The sequence below is a fragment of the Desulfoplanes sp. PS50 genome (assembly GCF_053851535.1).
In genome coordinates, this window is sequence record NZ_JBSPZA010000006.1 from 88801 (window position 1) to 104476 (window position 15676).

A 15676-nucleotide genomic window follows, 5' to 3' on the forward strand; every position below is an offset into this window, starting at 1 on the left:
ACTGCTTCCCGCTTTGAATCAGAGTACTTCGAACACCTCCACCAGTCCGGCCTTTTCCCGGGCCTCTTCGATATCTTCGGCCGATCCGAGCACGGAGACAAATCCTCGCTGGGCACATTTCGCAAGCACCTCGCCAAAGGCCCGGAAATGTTCCTTGTCTGTGGCCAAAATCTGGTCCCTGATGGTTTGACGTTCTTCATCCGTCACACCGGTCAGAAAACGGATCATGGACGAAAACCCTTTGGCATCCGGGAGCTGGTACTGATCCATGCCGCCGATGGCCCCGATGACCCCCTTGTCGATCTCGGTCTGGTCAAGAGAGGCCGAGGCCAGAAAATCCGCACACTTGTCAAAGGCCTCCAGGGTGGAAAGGATGTTTGGATCCCTGTAGGACCCAAAGGTCATGAGTCCGGACTGACGATCGAATCCGCAGAATCCCCCATAGGCTCCGCCAAGTACCCGGACCTGCTCCCACAGCCATGAGGTTCGCAGATACTTGGTGATCACATTGACCGATCCATGATAGGTATACCCACCGGCATACAGATCCGTACCCTTGGCCACGTAATTGACCATGGCCGGGATGGTCAGTCCTTCATTGTCCTGGGAGCAGACCGGAAGCCAGGTATTTTTGCTCAGTCCCCGCTCAGGCATCTCCTGGAGAAATGTTTCCACCTGTCCCCGAACCTCACCCCAGACAGGGGCCGACGTGGTCACGTTCAGGACCATGGAGGCCGCATCCACCAGGGCGTACTGCACCTCCCGCAGGCTTCCTTCCACCGTCTCCCAGTCAGTATCGATCTTGTCCAGCAGGAACCGGAGAAAGAACAGATAGCTGACCCCTCCCATCTGTTCCTGGGCCCAATCGGCCTCGTTGAACCGGGAACGAACCCGAAGCGTTGCCAGCCCATGTCCCGAAGGAATCAGGGCCTGTTCAAGCCCGGCCTTTTCCTCGACCACGATCTGACGGAATCGCTCCTTGTTGCCCAGATTGACCCGCAACAAGGCGTCTTTGACAATGTCCAAAAGCTCCCCGACATGGTCGGCAATGGCCTTGCCGCGCAGAATCAGCTTGCAGAACCCGTCACGCTCTCCCAGCACGGAAGCGGCAAAGGGAGAGGCCCCTATTCCGCCGGTCTTCCGCCTGATCCGCTTGCCAAATTCCACATAGTCCTCGGTGTCCGTGCCCATTTCAAGCAGGGCCCGCCCAAACAGGGGCACGTAGGGGAGGTATTTCTGGACCATGTGATGGAGATCCAGAACCAGATCGGTATACACGATTCCGCTCGTTTCCAGATCATGGAACAGAACCCGGGTAGCGTGGATGGTCTCCTCTTCCAGGGGCACGGTCTTGATCTCGGGATCGAGTTCATCCCGGGTAAGATAAGGGATAGTCGCCAGGGCCTCGGGGGTATCGGGTTGGGCCTGAAGTTCCTTGAGACGGTCCGTTCGGGCGATGACCTCCTGAATCTCTTCGGGCGTCATGGACTTTTTCACCGCAGCCAGTTTTTCAGCCTCCCTGGCCTCGAGGACCGCGCCGAGTTTTTTGTCCGACTCGAGAACCACCTGCATCTGATGGGGGTTCTCCAACAGATAGCTGGTGATCAGCCTTTCGAAAATGTCGTCTCCCTCGGCCAGTGATTCCTTGATGGAAGCAAGGGGGGATTCAAAGGAGACCACCTCAAAGGGATCGCCGTCATAAAGCCAGGTGGAAAGGCTGCGGAGCATGACCAGAAGCCCCCTGGGATAGGATCCGGTATTGTTTTCCCGCAAGGCAAATTCGATGGTATTGACGCCCGCCTCGATGAGATCCTCCCCGATTCCCTGATCACGGATATCCGTGAGCGTGGCCAGGATCAGGTCCCTGACCTTGGCATCGTCTCCGGGATTGATCCCCTTGAGACCGATGGAAAAGACCATCTGCCGGAGGTCGTCTTCCAGACCGAACCCGGCCAGATCCTCGCCCAATCCCGAATCGATGAGTGCCTTGCGCAGGGGGGAACCGGGCATGCCCACCAGAATATGCTCCAGAATACGCAAGGCCAGGTTCTCCCTGGCATCGGTGGTCTCGCACAAAAGCCAGTTCAGGGTGGTCATCGCCTTGTCCTGACCTTCCCCGGCGGCGTAGAAGTGACGATGAAGCTCGCCCCCCTGCCGTACCGGCTGCAGGGGAATGGTGGAGGCGACGTCCTTGGCGGAAAATTCGTCCAAATACGTGCCAAGGATTTCCAGCCGCTTTTCTGGATCGTCATCCCCATAGAAATAGATCCATGCGTTGGAGGGATGATAATAGGTCGCATGGAATGCCTTGAAGGCTTCGTACGCCAACTCGGGGATATGCTCGGGATGGCCTCCGGATTCCAAGGCATAGAGTGTATCCGGGAAAACAGCGTGCTGCGAATATTCGCCGAGCAGGCTGTCAGGGGAGGAATAGACCCCCTTCATCTCGTTGAAGACCACTCCCTTGTAGACCAGGGGATCATCGGGATGTTCGAGTTCGTAATGCCACCCCTCCTGCGCAAAAATTTCCGGGGTGATCCGGGGATAAAAGACCGCATCCAGGTACACATCCACAAGATTATAGAAATCCTGGACGTTCTGACTGGCCACGGGATAACAGGTCTTGTCCGGAAAGGTCATGGCGTTCAAAAAAGTCTGCAGCGATCCCTTGAGCAGTTCCACAAAGGGTTCCTTAAGGGGATACTTGCGCGATCCGCACAGAACCGAATGTTCCAGGATATGGGCGACCCCGGTGGAATCCTTGGGAGGGGTTCTGAAGCTTATCCCGAAAACCTTGTTTTCATCGTCATTGACCACGGAAAGCACCCGGGCCCCGGTTTTTTCATGCTCGTATATATATGCGACAGCGGCAATTTCCTCGATCGTCCGTTCTTCCTTGAGAACAAATCCATGGGCCACGACTGTATCCTCCTTATGGTCGAAACAATCCCATTGGGAGCTGAAAACGATTCTCAGTCTCGTGATCCCTGCGGCCGAAAGGTGCAGGAAAAAGGGGTATGTTCGTCATTGTATGTATGGGCTCGCAAACCGCTTCTACCTTTCAAAATTCCTGGTAAATGGCAAGACCGAAGAGAGTTTGGGCCCTCTTCTTGCTTGGCAGAATCCCAGGAAAAGGATACCGGACAGATCGTTGTCCACGCTCACCTTACCCATGATCACCAGGAGTCCTTCATGCCCAAGATCCTCGTTACCGGCGGTGCCGGCTATATCGGTTCCCACACCACCCTGGCCCTGTGTTCCCAGGGCTATGAGGTCGTAGTCTACGACAATCTTTCCACAGGACATGCCGAGGCGGTTCTTCCGCCCGCGCGACTGGAAGTGGGCGATCTGGCCGAAACCGACAAATTGTCCGCACTCATGGCACGAGAAAACTTTGACGGCATCCTCCATTTCGCAGGCTCCATCGTGGTGCCGGAATCCGTGACCAATCCCATCAAATACTACATCAACAACACCAATAACACTACCGAGCTCATCGGTCTGGCCGTCAAGCACAAGATCCCCAGGTTCATCTTTTCCTCCACGGCCGCGGTCTACGGCATGCCTGAGATCGTTCCGGTGACCGAAGAATCCCCCCTGGATCCCATCAATCCCTACGGGAGAAGCAAACTGATGAGCGAATGGGTCATCCGGGATACCCACGCGGCCCATCCCGGTTTTTCCTTCGTCATTCTGCGCTATTTCAATGTGGCCGGTGCCGACCCCAAGGGACGCATCGGCCAGAGCACCCCCAAGGCGACCCATCTGATCAAGGTGGCCTCGCAAACCGCCCTGGGACGCCGTGACCACCTGAAGATCTTTGGCACGGACTATCCCACCAAGGACGGCACCTGCATCCGGGACTACATCCACGTGACCGACCTGGCAGAGGCCCACGTCCTGGCCATGAAGCATCTGGAAGCGGGTAACCCTTCAGGAATCTTCAATTGCGGCTACGGCAAAGGGTATACGGTCAAGGAAATCGTCACTGCGGTGAAAAAGGTCAGCAAGGTAGATTTTACGACCAAAGAAGTGGACCGAAGACCCGGCGATCCGGCCACCCTCATCTCCGATCCGACCAGACTCATGCAGACCATGAACTGGCAGCCTGCACACGACGATATCGAGGAGATCGCGTTGTCTGCGTATCTCTGGGAAAGCAAGCTGTAAAAAAAAGGAGACGGGAGGCTGGAGGCGGGAGAAAGCGTCCAGTCCTCATAACGATTGATCACTTTTTCGTTTTTCCCTGTGCCCTGCACCCTACGCCCTGCGCCCTGCGTACTGCGCCCTGCGTACTGCGCACTTGTCCCGCCTCCCTGCCTCCTGCCTCCCTGCCTCCCTCCGCGCTCCTTTTCTTGACTTCACCAGCCCCTTGATTCAAAGTCTTTGTTTATTTTCACCCTGGAGATGCACTATCCATCACCGGGCCATGCCGGGTCCGGCAACCCATATTCCACGCACTATCCGGAGGACGAGTTATCCATGAGCGAGTACAAGGCAACCCTCAATCTTCCCAAGACATCCTTTCCCATGCGGGCGAACCTGAACAAGAACGAGCCGAAAATGCTCGCCTATTGGGAAGAGATCAACGCCTATGAGCAGATGATCAAGGCGGGCAAGGACAAAGAACGTTATGTCCTGCACGATGGTCCCCCCTATGCCAACGGACACCTGCACATGGGGCATGCCCTGAACAAGATCCTCAAGGACATCATCGTCAAGAACAGGAACATGGCCGGGTTCAAGGCAGAATATGTCCCGGGCTGGGATTGTCATGGCCTGCCCATCGAACATAAGGTGGAACAGGAACTGGGCGCGGCCAAAAAGGACAAGTCAATCCTTGAAGTTCGCACCCTCTGCCGGGAATACGCCCTCAAATGGCTGGACATCCAGCGCAGCGAATTCAAACGGTTCGGCGGTCTCGGGTTGTGGGAAAAACCCTATATGACCATGACCCCGGACTATGAGACCGCCACGGCCCGTGAACTGGCCAGGTTCATGGACAAGGGATCCGTGGTGCGTAACAAGAAGCCCATCTATTGGTGCTCCTCCTGTCAGACAGCTCTGGCAGAGGCCGAGGTGGAGTACGACGATCACACCTCCCCGTCCATCTTTGTCCGCTTTCCCATCACTGATCAGGCCATTACCACTGTTTTTCCCCAATGCGCGGGGGGGGCAACCTTCATAGACATCTGGACCACCACCCCCTGGACCATCCCTGACAATATGGCCGTGGCCGTACATCCGGATTTTATCTACGTGCTGGTCAGGGCCGGTGACAGCCTCCACATACTGGCCAAGGACCTGGTCGAGGAGAACGCCAAACGGTTTGGCTGGGAGCACCCCGAGATCCTTGCGGAAACCGAAGGGAAAAACCTGGAAAACATCACTGCAACCCATCCCTTTCTCGACCGGAAATCCCCCATTGTCATGGCCGATTACGTGACCCTGGAAACAGGTACCGGATGCGTGCACACGGCACCGGGTCATGGCCGGGAAGACTATGAAACCGGCCTGCGCTATGGCCTGGAAGTCCTTTCGCCCCTGGACGACCAAGGGCGCTTCCTTGCATCAGTCAAATATTTCGCCGGCAAGACCGTGTTCGAGGCCAATCCCCTGGTCATTGAAAAACTTCAAGAAACGGGCAATCTCCTGGCCACGGAAAAAATCACCCACTCCTATCCCCATTGCTGGCGGTGTAAAAAACCGGTCATCTTCAGGGCCACCACCCAGTGGTTCATTTCCATGGAGGCCAATGACCTGAGGGACAAGGCCCTTGCGGCCATTGACAAGGAGGTCAATTGGGTGCCGGCCTGGGGCAAGGAACGCATCTACAATATGATCAAAAACCGCCCGGACTGGTGCATCTCCAGACAGCGCATGTGGGGGGTCCCGATCATCGCCCTGCTCTGCCGCGACTGCGGTCAGGCATGGTTCGACAGTCAGTGGGTCCATGGGATCGTGGACAGATTCGCCACCCATCCCTGTGGTGCTGATTACTGGTTCGAGGCCTCTTTGGACGAGGTCGTGCCCGAGGATCTGGTCTGCCCCCATTGCGGGAGCAAACACTGGGAAAAGGAAGACGACATTCTGGACGTCTGGTTTGATTCAGGCACCAGTTTTGCCGCTGTTGTGGAAGGACGCGAGGAATGCAGATTCCCGGCCGACCTGTATCTCGAAGGAACCGACCAGCATCGGGGATGGTTTCACAGCTCCCTGCTCGCCTCGGTGGGCAATCGCGGACAGGCCCCCTATACATCCGTACTCACCCACGGATTCGTGGTCGACGGCAAGGGCCGCAAGATGTCCAAATCCGTGGGCAATGTCATCGCGCCTGAAGAGATTATTGAAAAGTATGGGGCTGAAATCCTGCGCTTGTGGGTGGCCGCATCCAATTATCAGGAAGATCTGCGCATCTCCGACGAAATCCTGCGCCGGCTGGTCGATGCCTATCGACGGATCAGAAATACCTGCAGGTACATCCTCGGTAATCTCAGGGATTTCGATCCCGCTGCGGACATGGTCGATCCCAAAGATATGCTCCCTCTGGACCGCTATGCCCTGGACCGTCTTGCCGAGGCCCATCAGACCATGCAGAAGGCGTACGAGGAGTTCGAATTCCACAAGGTCTACCACACCCTGCACAACCTGTGCGCCACGGACTTGAGCGCGTTTTATCTCGATATTCTCAAGGACCGGCTCTATGTTTCGCCAACCAAGGGGATTGAGCGACGCTCCGGCCAGACCGCCATGTATCATATTCTCCTCGTCCTTTTGGAGAACATGGCTCCGATCCTCAGTTTCACGGCCGAGGAAGTCTTCAGCAACATGCCCGAAACCATACGTCCCGACATCACCACCGTATTCGGATTCTCCTTCCCCGAATTTGAAAAAGGCTTCATGGACGAAGAAGAAACCCAACTCTGGGACATGCTCGTGGACGTACGCACCGAGGTGACCAAGGCCATCGAGCCTATGCGGCAATCCAAGGAGCTCGGCCACTCCCTTGACAGCCATGTCACCCTGTATGTGAAGGAGGACATGCGGGAGGATCTTGAAAAGGTCTCCGACTATCTGCGCCCCTTTTTCATCGTTTCCAAGGTGACCCTGGCCGGCATCGAGGACGCCCCGGAAAACATCTTTGCCAGCCAGGAGATCCCGGACCTCAAGGTTGCCGTGACCCGTGCCCCGGGCACCAAATGCGCCCGCTGCTGGGTGTACGACGAAAACCTGGGCACCAACCCGGATCATCCCGAGGCCTGCCCGAGATGTACGAAGGTTCTGGAAGAACTACCTAACAATGAATAACCCGGCGATTCACGAATCGCCCTTGTAACGATTGGGGCAACAGGGAACGGATTGAAGATACCATACCGTTCAGATCCCCGATGTCATTGCAAACAGTGTTCGCGGGTACCATTCATTCTGTTTTTCCTCGCCTCCGGGGGCTCGATCAAAACGGGCGATTCGTGAATCGCCCCTACGGCTGCACCGCAACCGTGACGATTCGCCCTGCGATCAAGGCGGACGATTCGTGGATCGCGCCTACGGGGGTGCGGGGATATGACCAAATATGAATAGAACAATTTTGTCGGCAAACATTTTTTCCATACATTGCATCAACAAATCATCCCATGAATAATAAATACAAAATCGTCTCCATTCTGTCCGGTGTGATTATCATCCTGGACCAGATCACCAAGATCTGGGTTCAGGGATCCATCTCCATGTACGAATCCATTCCCGTCATCCCGGGGTTTTTCGACCTGGTCCATGTCCTGAACAAGGGCGCGGCCTTTGGATTCCTGAACCGAGCGGACATCCACTGGCAGACCTATTTCTTCATCGGGGTTTCCGCCCTGGCCGTGGTGCTCATCTTTCACCTGGTCAGAACCGTGGACCGCAGAGATCCCTTCATGTTCACCGGGCTCGGGTGCATCCTTGGCGGAGCCCTGGGGAACATGATCGACCGGATACGCATCGGCCAGGTCATCGATTTCCTGGATTTTCATGTGGCAGGTCACCACTGGCCGGCCTTCAACGTTGCGGACATGGCCATCAGCGTGGGGGCCCTTTTGCTCCTCATCTCCTTTTATCAGCGGAAGAAGAATGCATCCCGTTTTAATTGAAATCGGCCCCCTGACTATTCACAGCTACGGGTTTTTCGTGGCCGCCGCCTTCCTGGCCGGCATGGCCTGGACCTGCAGGGAAGCCAAGCAAAAGGGGCTCGATCATACCCTGGTCTCCGACCTCGGTTTCTATGTGGTCCTCGGGGCCATTCTCGGGGCACGGATTCTGTATATCCTGATCAATCCGGTCTATTTTTTCCATCACCCTCTGGAAATGATCATGTTCTGGAAAGGAGGACTGGTCTTTCTGGGTGGAGCGATCCTGGCCGCGATGACCGGATACTGGTTTCTTTCCAAAAAAAATCAGCCCGTCTGGACCTGGATGGACGCCATCGCGATCAGCGTTCCCCTGGGCCAGGCCATCGGCCGTATCGGCTGCGTCATGGCCGGGTGCTGTTACGGCAGCCCCTGTGAACTCCCCTGGGCGATCACCTTCACCGACCCGAACAGCCTTGCACCGGTGAATATTCCCCTGCACCCGACCCAACTCTACCACTGTCTGGCAGGACTGACCACATTCGGAATCCTTCTCGGGGCCAAACGATTTGTGAAAACCGATGGCATGCTCAGCGGGCTGATGCTCATGCTCTATGCCATCTTCCGATTCAGTATCGAATTCTTCCGGGGAGATTACCGGGGAGATTTCGGAATCATCTCCGTCACCCAGATGATCACCCTCGGCGTCTTCCTGCTGGGACTCGGAATAATGGTCTACAGAAAAAAAAGAATGTAAGCGTATCGTTTTTAAATGAAGTAGACAGTACGCAGTGCACAGGGCGCAGGAAAAACGGAAACAGTTTTGCAGAGATACAGGATGCATGAATACCTGGATGGGATGTCTTTAATCTGCGCACTGTGTATTGCGTACTGCGCACTTATGTCCCCTTATTTTTTCAATCCATCCCGCAAACAACTAACCACAACCTAACACTATGTCATCTCTCACCCCTCTCCAGCTCGTCCTGGTCATTGCCATCCTGGCCCTGCCGATCATTCCCAACCTCTGGGCCATCTGGCACATCTTTCGTCATGATTTCGCCACGCCGGCCGAAAAAAAAGGCTGGATCTTTTTGAATGTATTCCTGCCTGTCTTCGGAGGGATCATCTACTTGTTCATTGGTCGACGCCGGACACTAGACCCATTCATGTTACCCGGCGAAGACGACACCAGTCAGAGATCATGAATCTCCAGACAGAACAGGGTTTGCACCAGGCCGCGATACGCACTATGGTCGATTTTTCCCCAAACCCCTTCCAAGCGAGGTAACCATCTGTGATGAGCATTTCACGATCCACCGGCTTCTTGCTTTCGTGTCTCGCCCTGGCCGCCGTGCTGTTTGCCTCCGCGTGTGCCTCTAAACAGGATGTCTCTTCCCTTCAGGGGCAGGTCTCCTACCAGAAACAGCAGCAGGCCCGGGAAAACCAGGAACTCAAACAACACATCGTCAGCCTGGAGTCCGAGCTGACCAAGGCCCGTGAAGACCTCCAAAAAGAAATCACCCAGACCAGCCAGCCGGTGCGCACCAAACAGGCCGATCTCTGGGTGGAAATCGAAAACCTGCGGGTTCAGGTGGCAACGGCCCGGGGAGAAATCGACGGATTGACCCGTAAGGTCGAGATTCTGGAAAAGAACCAGGCCAACGCAACCTCCGATCTTACAGAAATGACCGCCACAACGACCAGGATGGACAAGGCCCTGACTGCCATTGCCGGACAATTGGGCATTGATCTCGCCGAATTCGAACCAAAAAAAGGCCAAGATGCATCAGCATCTTCGCCCGCAACGACCGCCGAATCGGACAAACAGGTCAGCCGGCCCGCAATCGCGCCCAAGCAGGATTCAGCCGAGGCCCTGTACAAAAAGGCCCTGAACTCCTTTTATGCCAAGGAATACGGCCAGGCCCTTTCCCTGTGGGAAGAATTCGTGACCACCTTCAAGAAGGACACGCTCGTGCCCAACGCCCTTTTCTGGCAGGGAGAATGTCATTACCAGATGCGCGATTATGCCCGGGCCATCCTCGCCTACCAGAAGGTTATTGAAAATTACAAAAAAAGTAACAAATACCGTCCCGCGATGCTCAAACAAGGCATTTCATTTTTCAAGATGGACAAGAAAAAACCCGGCAGACTGGTCCTGCAGGATCTCATAGACAAACATCCCCAGTCGGCAGAAGCGCGAAGGGCCAAAACATTCCTGCAGACCAGCGACTGATCGTCTTTCTGAAAAAGTTTTTTAAACAAGAACAGTGAACACGTCATTGCGGCCTGCCGGGATGACGTGTTCACGTTGCAACTATCATACACCATTGCAGCCTGTTGGCCTTAAGCCTGCCCATCTTTGTTCGGCATCTCATGAATATATTGAATACCGCCGTTATCCTGGTCCGACCCAAATATCCCGAAAACGTGGGCTCTGTTGCCAGAGCCTGCATGAACATGGGCTGCCAGAGAATCATCCTGGTCAGTCCCCGCAATTGGGACGTTACCAAGGCCAAACGATTGGCCACCCCGCACAGCGAAAAGCTTCTTGACGAGATTACCATTGTCGACGACCTGACCGATGCACTGGCCCCTTTCTCCGTGGTCTACGGGACAACCGCCCGAACCGGGGGATGGCGCAAGTCCATCATTCTCCCGGAAAAGGCGGGGGGAACCATTGCCGAACAACTGTCCAAGGGCGAGCAGGTGGCCCTTGTCTTCGGCCCTGAAGACACCGGGCTGGACAATCGGGAAGTCGAAATCTGCGGCCAACTCATCTGCATTCCGACCCACAGGGACATGACCTCCCTGAATCTGGCCCAGGCCGCCCTGATCATCCTCTACGAAATCTTCAAACAATCCTCCTGCCAGACCCCCGCCCACACGGACCTGCCAAGCCGGTCCATCACCCACAAAGAACAAGAGGTCCTGATCGAACGGATCAAGACCTCGCTATTGGCCATCGATTTCCTGCACAACGACAACCCGGATTATTTCATGCTCCCCATGCGCCGATTCCTGCAGCGTTTTGAAATGAAACGCCACGAGTTCAATTTGCTCATGGGGATCTGCCGCCAGATCGAATGGATTGTCAAAAAGGCAGAAAATAATGAAAGTGCGCAGGACACAGTGCGCAGTGCGCAGATCGAAGACTCGTCGAGTCCTGAAAAATAGTTGGCGCTTTTCGTTCCGGCTTCGGGCGGACACAGAGGGTCCGTCCCCGGTAATTCACATCCCACCTCTCTATCTCCCATCTCCATTTTTTGTCTTTCCCTGCGCACTGCGCACTGAGTACTGCGTACTTTCTGTTGCACTGCGCACTGTGTACTGCGTACTTTCTGTTACTCTGCGCACTTTCTAAAACCCCGCCCCGTCCAGGACCAACCGACTGAATTTCTCCACCGCATGCAGTCCATCCTTGAGAAGGAGTATTTCCTCTCGTTTGAACCGATAGGGATAGACGACATTGTGGGGTTGTCGGCCCGCGCTGAGTTCCTCGAGACCGATTGACAGCCGCTGGCCCTGACTCCATGACCAGAAACGGGCCAGTCGCTGGCCGAGCCTTGTTCCGATATGTCCCTGATCCACCAGATCATGGATCCGATCCAGGGTATGATGCCGTGTCAACCCGTGCTTCAGGGCCAGGATGCGGGCAGCCGTACCCAGACGGACCAATCCGGATTTCTTGATATCGAGCCCCCCCTGAAACGGTCCTTTCTTGATAAGCACGAAATTGCCCCAAATGGTCAGGGGAATCCTGTATCCGGCCAATTCATCAGCCAAAAGACGCAGTACAAGGGGTCGAGTCCGGATATACTCCCACAATTCCTGGCGCAGGGCGATGGCCTGATCCTCGGGGCCCACAAGCGGTCTGAAATCGAGAATGAGCCCATACTGCCACGGTCCCCGTTCCGCTGGATTGGCCAGCCAGGCCTGCAGACGCGCACTCCATTCCCCCCCCGTACCCCGCCAGGTCGGTGAGGTGACCATGACCCCACCGGGACACAGCCGCATTCCAGCCCCATCCAGCGTCATGACCATGTCCTGGGTCACCTCATCCAGATCATGGCTGTCAGGCGGGACCGGATAGATAAGCCCGTTATCCTGGTCCGAGGAGAGGACCTGCTCCTGCCGCCCCCCGGACCCGAACTCCAGCCAGGTGCACTCCCCAAGCCAGGGATGTTCTCTGGCATGAATGACAAAGATCGCCCCGATGAGATCCTGATTGAACCTGGACAGATTTCTGGAAATCTCTGCCGCATCCCTGCCCTGCTCAAGGCCGTCACGAACCAATGCGATCCGCTGCGAACGGATCGCATTCAAATCACCCTTCTCGACCAGACGTCGCATGGTTTGATGTTTTTCAGACCCATCGTGGTACCGTGGCGATTCGTTCATTTTCCTTTCCCGGTTGGATAGAGGTAATCCGGAGCGCTTCTCATTCCGTTCACCTTGGTCGCAACTCCAGAATCCGTGTTCAGGCCTTTCTACCACAGCTCACAAGGAAATGACCAGCCTTTGGCAACGAGCGGCCCTTCCCCGGGTTCGACCGGTAGCGCCCACGACATGGAAGGTGCCCGAAAAAAAACCAATCAAAGCCTGACCGTTCACCAAAAAGAGATGGCCCCTTTGCCGGGATCGTGTACAAGAGAATAGACACTCTTATCCATATTTAAGGAGGTAACCCATGGACGTGAACACATTGCGCAAGAAACAACTCAGCTTTGCCCTGGCATTCGGCATTCCCTATTTCGCATCCATTATTGGCCTGTATCTTCTTGTATACCTCGCCAAAGACTGGATCTCGGCACAATCCCTTGGCGGCATGCCCCTGCACTATGTTCTGGTAGGACTGGTCATCTATCCGGTGACCTGGATCATCTTTATCATCTACACCAAAGCGGCCAATGCCATGGAAGACACCATCGAAGAAACCATCGAACCCATAGATCCCCAGGAGTAGCTTTATGGATACCATGTACCAGGTTCCCACCACCGCCCTGATCCTCATCGGGGCCATGCTCGCATTTACCGTTATCACCACCTGGATTTTCCGGGTTCAGAAAACTGCGGCCGATTATTATCTGGCGGGCCGCAAAGTCAATTCGTTCATCAACGCATCGGCCATTTCGAGCGACTACCTGAGCGCGGCCTCCTTTCTCGGGGTGGCCGGGATTGCCTTTTTACAGGGGTTTGACGGGATCATCTACGCCTTTGGCTTTTTTGTCGGATACATTGCCCTGCTCCTGTTTCTGGCCTCACCTCTGCGCAAGTTCGGAAAATACACGATTCCTGATTTCGTGTCCGAACGGTTCCACTCCCGCGCCGCCCGGATTTGGGGGATCATCGGTGTTCTGTTCGTTTCCATGTTCTATATGGCCCCGCAGATGCTCGGAGCGGGCAAGGTCATGGGACTGCTTTTGGGACTGGAATACCGAACGGCCATCGTGCTCATCGCCCTGATCATCACCGTGTACGTGACGATCGGAGGCATGAAGGGAACGACCATCAACCAGCTCGTCCAATTCTGGATCATGTTCGGATCCATGTTTCTGCTCGCGTTCATCCCGTACATGCTCAAGGGATTTACCTATGCCGAGATCACCGGATTCATCCAGAGCTTCAAGGGGCCGGAACCCATGTCCGGGAGGATGTTCGACGGGAGCGCCTACCTGGCCCCCGGGTACTGGCTGACAAGCCTCAAGGACACCCTTTCCCTGCTTTTGGCGCTGATGTTCGGTACGGCCGGCCTGCCCCACATCCTGGTCCGTTTCTACACCGCCCCCGACGGCAAGGCTGCCCGGAAAACCGTCATCTATGTGCTTCTTTTGATCGGATGTTTCTACATTCTGTCCCCGTATGTGGGACATGTCATCCGCTATGTCTTTTTGCGATCCGGGGAACTCGGAATGAGTCAACATCTCGTGGCCTGGATGGCGGAAAACGGCAAGAACCTGGCCGTGCCGGTGGCGGGATCACATTTCGGCGGTCAGATCCTTCTGGGTCTGGTCGTGGCCGGGGCTTTTGCAGCCGTTCTCTCCACAGTTGCCGGACTGATCATCACCTGCGCAGGGGCCATTGGGCATGATCTGGTGGTCAATCTGATCAGCCCGAACATGCCCGAACAGACCAGGGTCCTGATCGCCCGCATCGCCTCGTTGGGCGTGGGGCTTCTGGGGATTCCCCTGGGGTTTGCCGTGGAAAAGATGCAGATCGCTGTTCTGGTCGGCCTGGCCTTTGCCATTGCCGCCTCCACCTTTTTCCCTGTTCTGGTTATGGGAATCTGGTGGCCGAGGATGACCAAACGCGGAGCCATCGCCGGTCTGGCCACAGGCATTGTGGGCTCGTTCATCATGATCCTGGGCAAATCATGGATGCCGGAAATGCTTCAATTCCAAAACCCCGGAGGATTTGTCATGCTCCTGTCCTTTGCAGCCATCTACGGGTTCTCACGGATGGAATTGGCGCAAAAAGGTGAATCCGCCATTCCCCATGACGTCAACCAGGTCATGACTGTACTCCACGGTCCGGAACGATAGCCCCCTGAAATAATGAACCCACCGTAGGGGCACGGCGCGCCGTGCCCTTTTCGGGGATACCACGACACAAAACCAACCACTCGAAATGGCAAGGAATCATTCTGGCCTTCTGTATCCATTGCCGGGTATTGTTTCCTTCATCATGGCAGCGCATCATAGGGCACGGCGCGCCGTGCCCCTACAATCGAATCCCGGATACATCCATGCCCCACCCCAATCGACCGACCTTCCTCCTCTCCACGGGCTGCCTCTTTGATCGCCCTCTGGAAGAGATCGCCCGCATCTGCGTGGATGCCGGTTTTGATGGTCTGGAACTCATCCTTTCCCATCCGGACATGCTCGACGAAGGATGGCTTCGCAAAGCGACCGGAAACTGCAGAATCATCTCCCTGCACGCCCCGTTCAGGAAATGGGCCCTTTGGGGTGGCCATCTGCACGCATGGAAAGACACGATTGCACTGGGAAATCGTCTGGAACATGTCCGCCATATCACCCTGCACCCGCCCCATTTCAGACAGGGCGAACTCTCCCTGTTCTGGTGGTTCCGATCATCCTATGATCTGCCCATGGATATGGAAGCAGACCCCAAGCTGAATCTGGGCATTGAAAATCTCCCCTGGAACCAGCAATCACCTTTTGCCAAGGATCCGCTCACATCACTTGCCGTCCTCTGTGCCAAAAAACAAACCACCATGACTCTGGACACCTGTCATCTCGGGGTAAGCGGCTACAATATCCTCAAGGGATGGGAGCGCATTCCCCGCTCTCTGGTCACCAATATTCATTTTTCCGATGCCGCCGGGATCAAGGAACATCTCTGGCCCGGAACCGGAGATCTTCCCCTGTTCGAATTCCTGAACCTCGTGGCGCGCGACGGATACACCAACAACCTGACCATGGAGGTGACTCCGGCCGCCTTTACCGGCCATGACCCAGGCACCCGTCTGCGCGACCTGCGGGAGGAGATGGCTTCCTTTTTCATGTAATCCCATGACCTGTGTACTGTACACTGCGTACTGTGCACTGCGC

The 15676-nt window shown here is 55.7% G+C and carries 12 protein-coding genes; 10 read left to right on the top strand and 2 right to left on the bottom strand.

Going from position 1 to position 15676, the window contains the following annotated elements; translation table 11 throughout:
- Positions 1 to 18: 18 nt before the first annotated feature.
- A complete protein-coding gene (locus tag ACTVJH_RS04345; protein WP_455987835.1) occupies positions 19 to 2919 on the bottom strand; it encodes an insulinase family protein in 2901 nt (966 codons plus the stop codon).
- 273 nt (positions 2920 to 3192) lie between these two features.
- Between ACTVJH_RS04345 and galE the strand changes: the two genes are divergently transcribed.
- The 7 genes from galE (at position 3193) to ACTVJH_RS04380 (ending at position 11282) form a co-directional block, all read left to right on the top strand.
- A complete protein-coding gene (gene galE, locus ACTVJH_RS04350; protein WP_455987837.1) occupies positions 3193 to 4170 on the top strand; it encodes a UDP-glucose 4-epimerase GalE in 978 nt (325 codons plus the stop codon).
- A gap of 312 nt (positions 4171 to 4482) precedes the next feature.
- Positions 4483 to 7308, top strand: coding sequence for an isoleucine--tRNA ligase (gene ileS / locus ACTVJH_RS04355; RefSeq protein WP_455987839.1), 2826 nt, complete (start codon positions 4483 to 4485; stop codon positions 7306 to 7308).
- Between the two features lie 326 nt (positions 7309 to 7634).
- Positions 7635 to 8129: a signal peptidase II gene (gene lspA, locus ACTVJH_RS04360; RefSeq protein ID WP_455987841.1), complete on the top strand. Its 495-nt coding sequence runs from the start codon at positions 7635 to 7637 to the stop codon at positions 8127 to 8129.
- Positions 8110 to 8862, top strand: a complete 753-nt coding sequence (gene lgt, locus ACTVJH_RS04365; protein ID WP_455987843.1) for a prolipoprotein diacylglyceryl transferase — start codon at positions 8110 to 8112, stop codon at positions 8860 to 8862. Before lspA ends, lgt begins: the two co-directional genes overlap by 20 nt.
- A gap of 199 nt (positions 8863 to 9061) precedes the next feature.
- The gene (locus ACTVJH_RS04370) at positions 9062 to 9313 is read left to right on the top strand and encodes a PLDc N-terminal domain-containing protein (RefSeq protein WP_455987845.1); all 252 of its coding nucleotides are present in this window, start codon (positions 9062 to 9064) and stop codon (positions 9311 to 9313) included.
- 92 nt (positions 9314 to 9405) lie between these two features.
- On the top strand, positions 9406 to 10341 hold the full coding sequence (locus tag ACTVJH_RS04375; RefSeq protein WP_455987847.1) for a tetratricopeptide repeat protein: 936 nt from the start codon (positions 9406 to 9408) through the stop codon (positions 10339 to 10341).
- A 140-nt stretch (positions 10342 to 10481) separates the two neighbouring features.
- Entirely contained in the window at positions 10482 to 11282 is an 801-nt protein-coding gene (locus ACTVJH_RS04380) for an RNA methyltransferase (RefSeq protein ID WP_455987849.1), read from the top strand.
- A 183-nt stretch (positions 11283 to 11465) separates the two neighbouring features.
- On the opposite strand, the gene ACTVJH_RS04385 is transcribed toward ACTVJH_RS04380, so the two are convergent.
- On the bottom strand, positions 11466 to 12506 hold the full coding sequence (locus ACTVJH_RS04385; protein ID WP_455987851.1) for a putative nucleotidyltransferase substrate binding domain-containing protein: 1041 nt from the start codon (positions 12504 to 12506) through the stop codon (positions 11466 to 11468).
- Between the two features lie 289 nt (positions 12507 to 12795).
- Between ACTVJH_RS04385 and ACTVJH_RS04390 the strand changes: the two genes are divergently transcribed.
- The 3 genes from ACTVJH_RS04390 to ACTVJH_RS04400 all read left to right on the top strand — a co-directional run bounded on the left by ACTVJH_RS04390 (position 12796) and on the right by ACTVJH_RS04400 (position 15633).
- Positions 12796 to 13071, top strand: coding sequence for a DUF485 domain-containing protein (locus tag ACTVJH_RS04390; protein WP_455987853.1), 276 nt, complete (start codon positions 12796 to 12798; stop codon positions 13069 to 13071).
- A gap of 4 nt (positions 13072 to 13075) precedes the next feature.
- Positions 13076 to 14647, top strand: coding sequence for a sodium/solute symporter (locus ACTVJH_RS04395; protein WP_455987855.1), 1572 nt, complete (start codon positions 13076 to 13078; stop codon positions 14645 to 14647).
- Between the two features lie 203 nt (positions 14648 to 14850).
- Positions 14851 to 15633, top strand: a complete 783-nt coding sequence (locus ACTVJH_RS04400) for a sugar phosphate isomerase/epimerase family protein (RefSeq protein WP_455987857.1) — start codon at positions 14851 to 14853, stop codon at positions 15631 to 15633.
- The last annotated feature ends 43 nt before the right edge of the window (positions 15634 to 15676 follow it).

Excerpts from the sequence above, each read along its gene's own strand:
- ACTVJH_RS04380 (WP_455987849.1), top strand. The coding sequence starts at position 10,482 with ATGAATATATTGAATACCGCCGTTATCCTGGTCCGACCCAAATATCCC.
- galE (WP_455987837.1), top strand. The coding sequence starts at position 3,193 with ATGCCCAAGATCCTCGTTACCGGCGGTGCCGGCTATATCGGTTCCCAC.
- ACTVJH_RS04385 (WP_455987851.1), bottom strand. The coding sequence starts at position 12,506 with ATGAACGAATCGCCACGGTACCACGATGGGTCTGAAAAACATCAAACC.
- ACTVJH_RS04390 (WP_455987853.1), top strand. The coding sequence starts at position 12,796 with ATGGACGTGAACACATTGCGCAAGAAACAACTCAGCTTTGCCCTGGCA.
- ACTVJH_RS04375 (WP_455987847.1), top strand. The coding sequence starts at position 9,406 with ATGAGCATTTCACGATCCACCGGCTTCTTGCTTTCGTGTCTCGCCCTG.
- ACTVJH_RS04370 (WP_455987845.1), top strand. The coding sequence starts at position 9,062 with ATGTCATCTCTCACCCCTCTCCAGCTCGTCCTGGTCATTGCCATCCTG.
- ACTVJH_RS04395 (WP_455987855.1), top strand. The coding sequence starts at position 13,076 with ATGGATACCATGTACCAGGTTCCCACCACCGCCCTGATCCTCATCGGG.
- lgt (WP_455987843.1), top strand. The coding sequence starts at position 8,110 with ATGCATCCCGTTTTAATTGAAATCGGCCCCCTGACTATTCACAGCTAC.
- ACTVJH_RS04400 (WP_455987857.1), top strand. The coding sequence starts at position 14,851 with ATGCCCCACCCCAATCGACCGACCTTCCTCCTCTCCACGGGCTGCCTC.
- ileS (WP_455987839.1), top strand. The coding sequence starts at position 4,483 with ATGAGCGAGTACAAGGCAACCCTCAATCTTCCCAAGACATCCTTTCCC.
- lspA (WP_455987841.1), top strand. The coding sequence starts at position 7,635 with ATGAATAATAAATACAAAATCGTCTCCATTCTGTCCGGTGTGATTATC.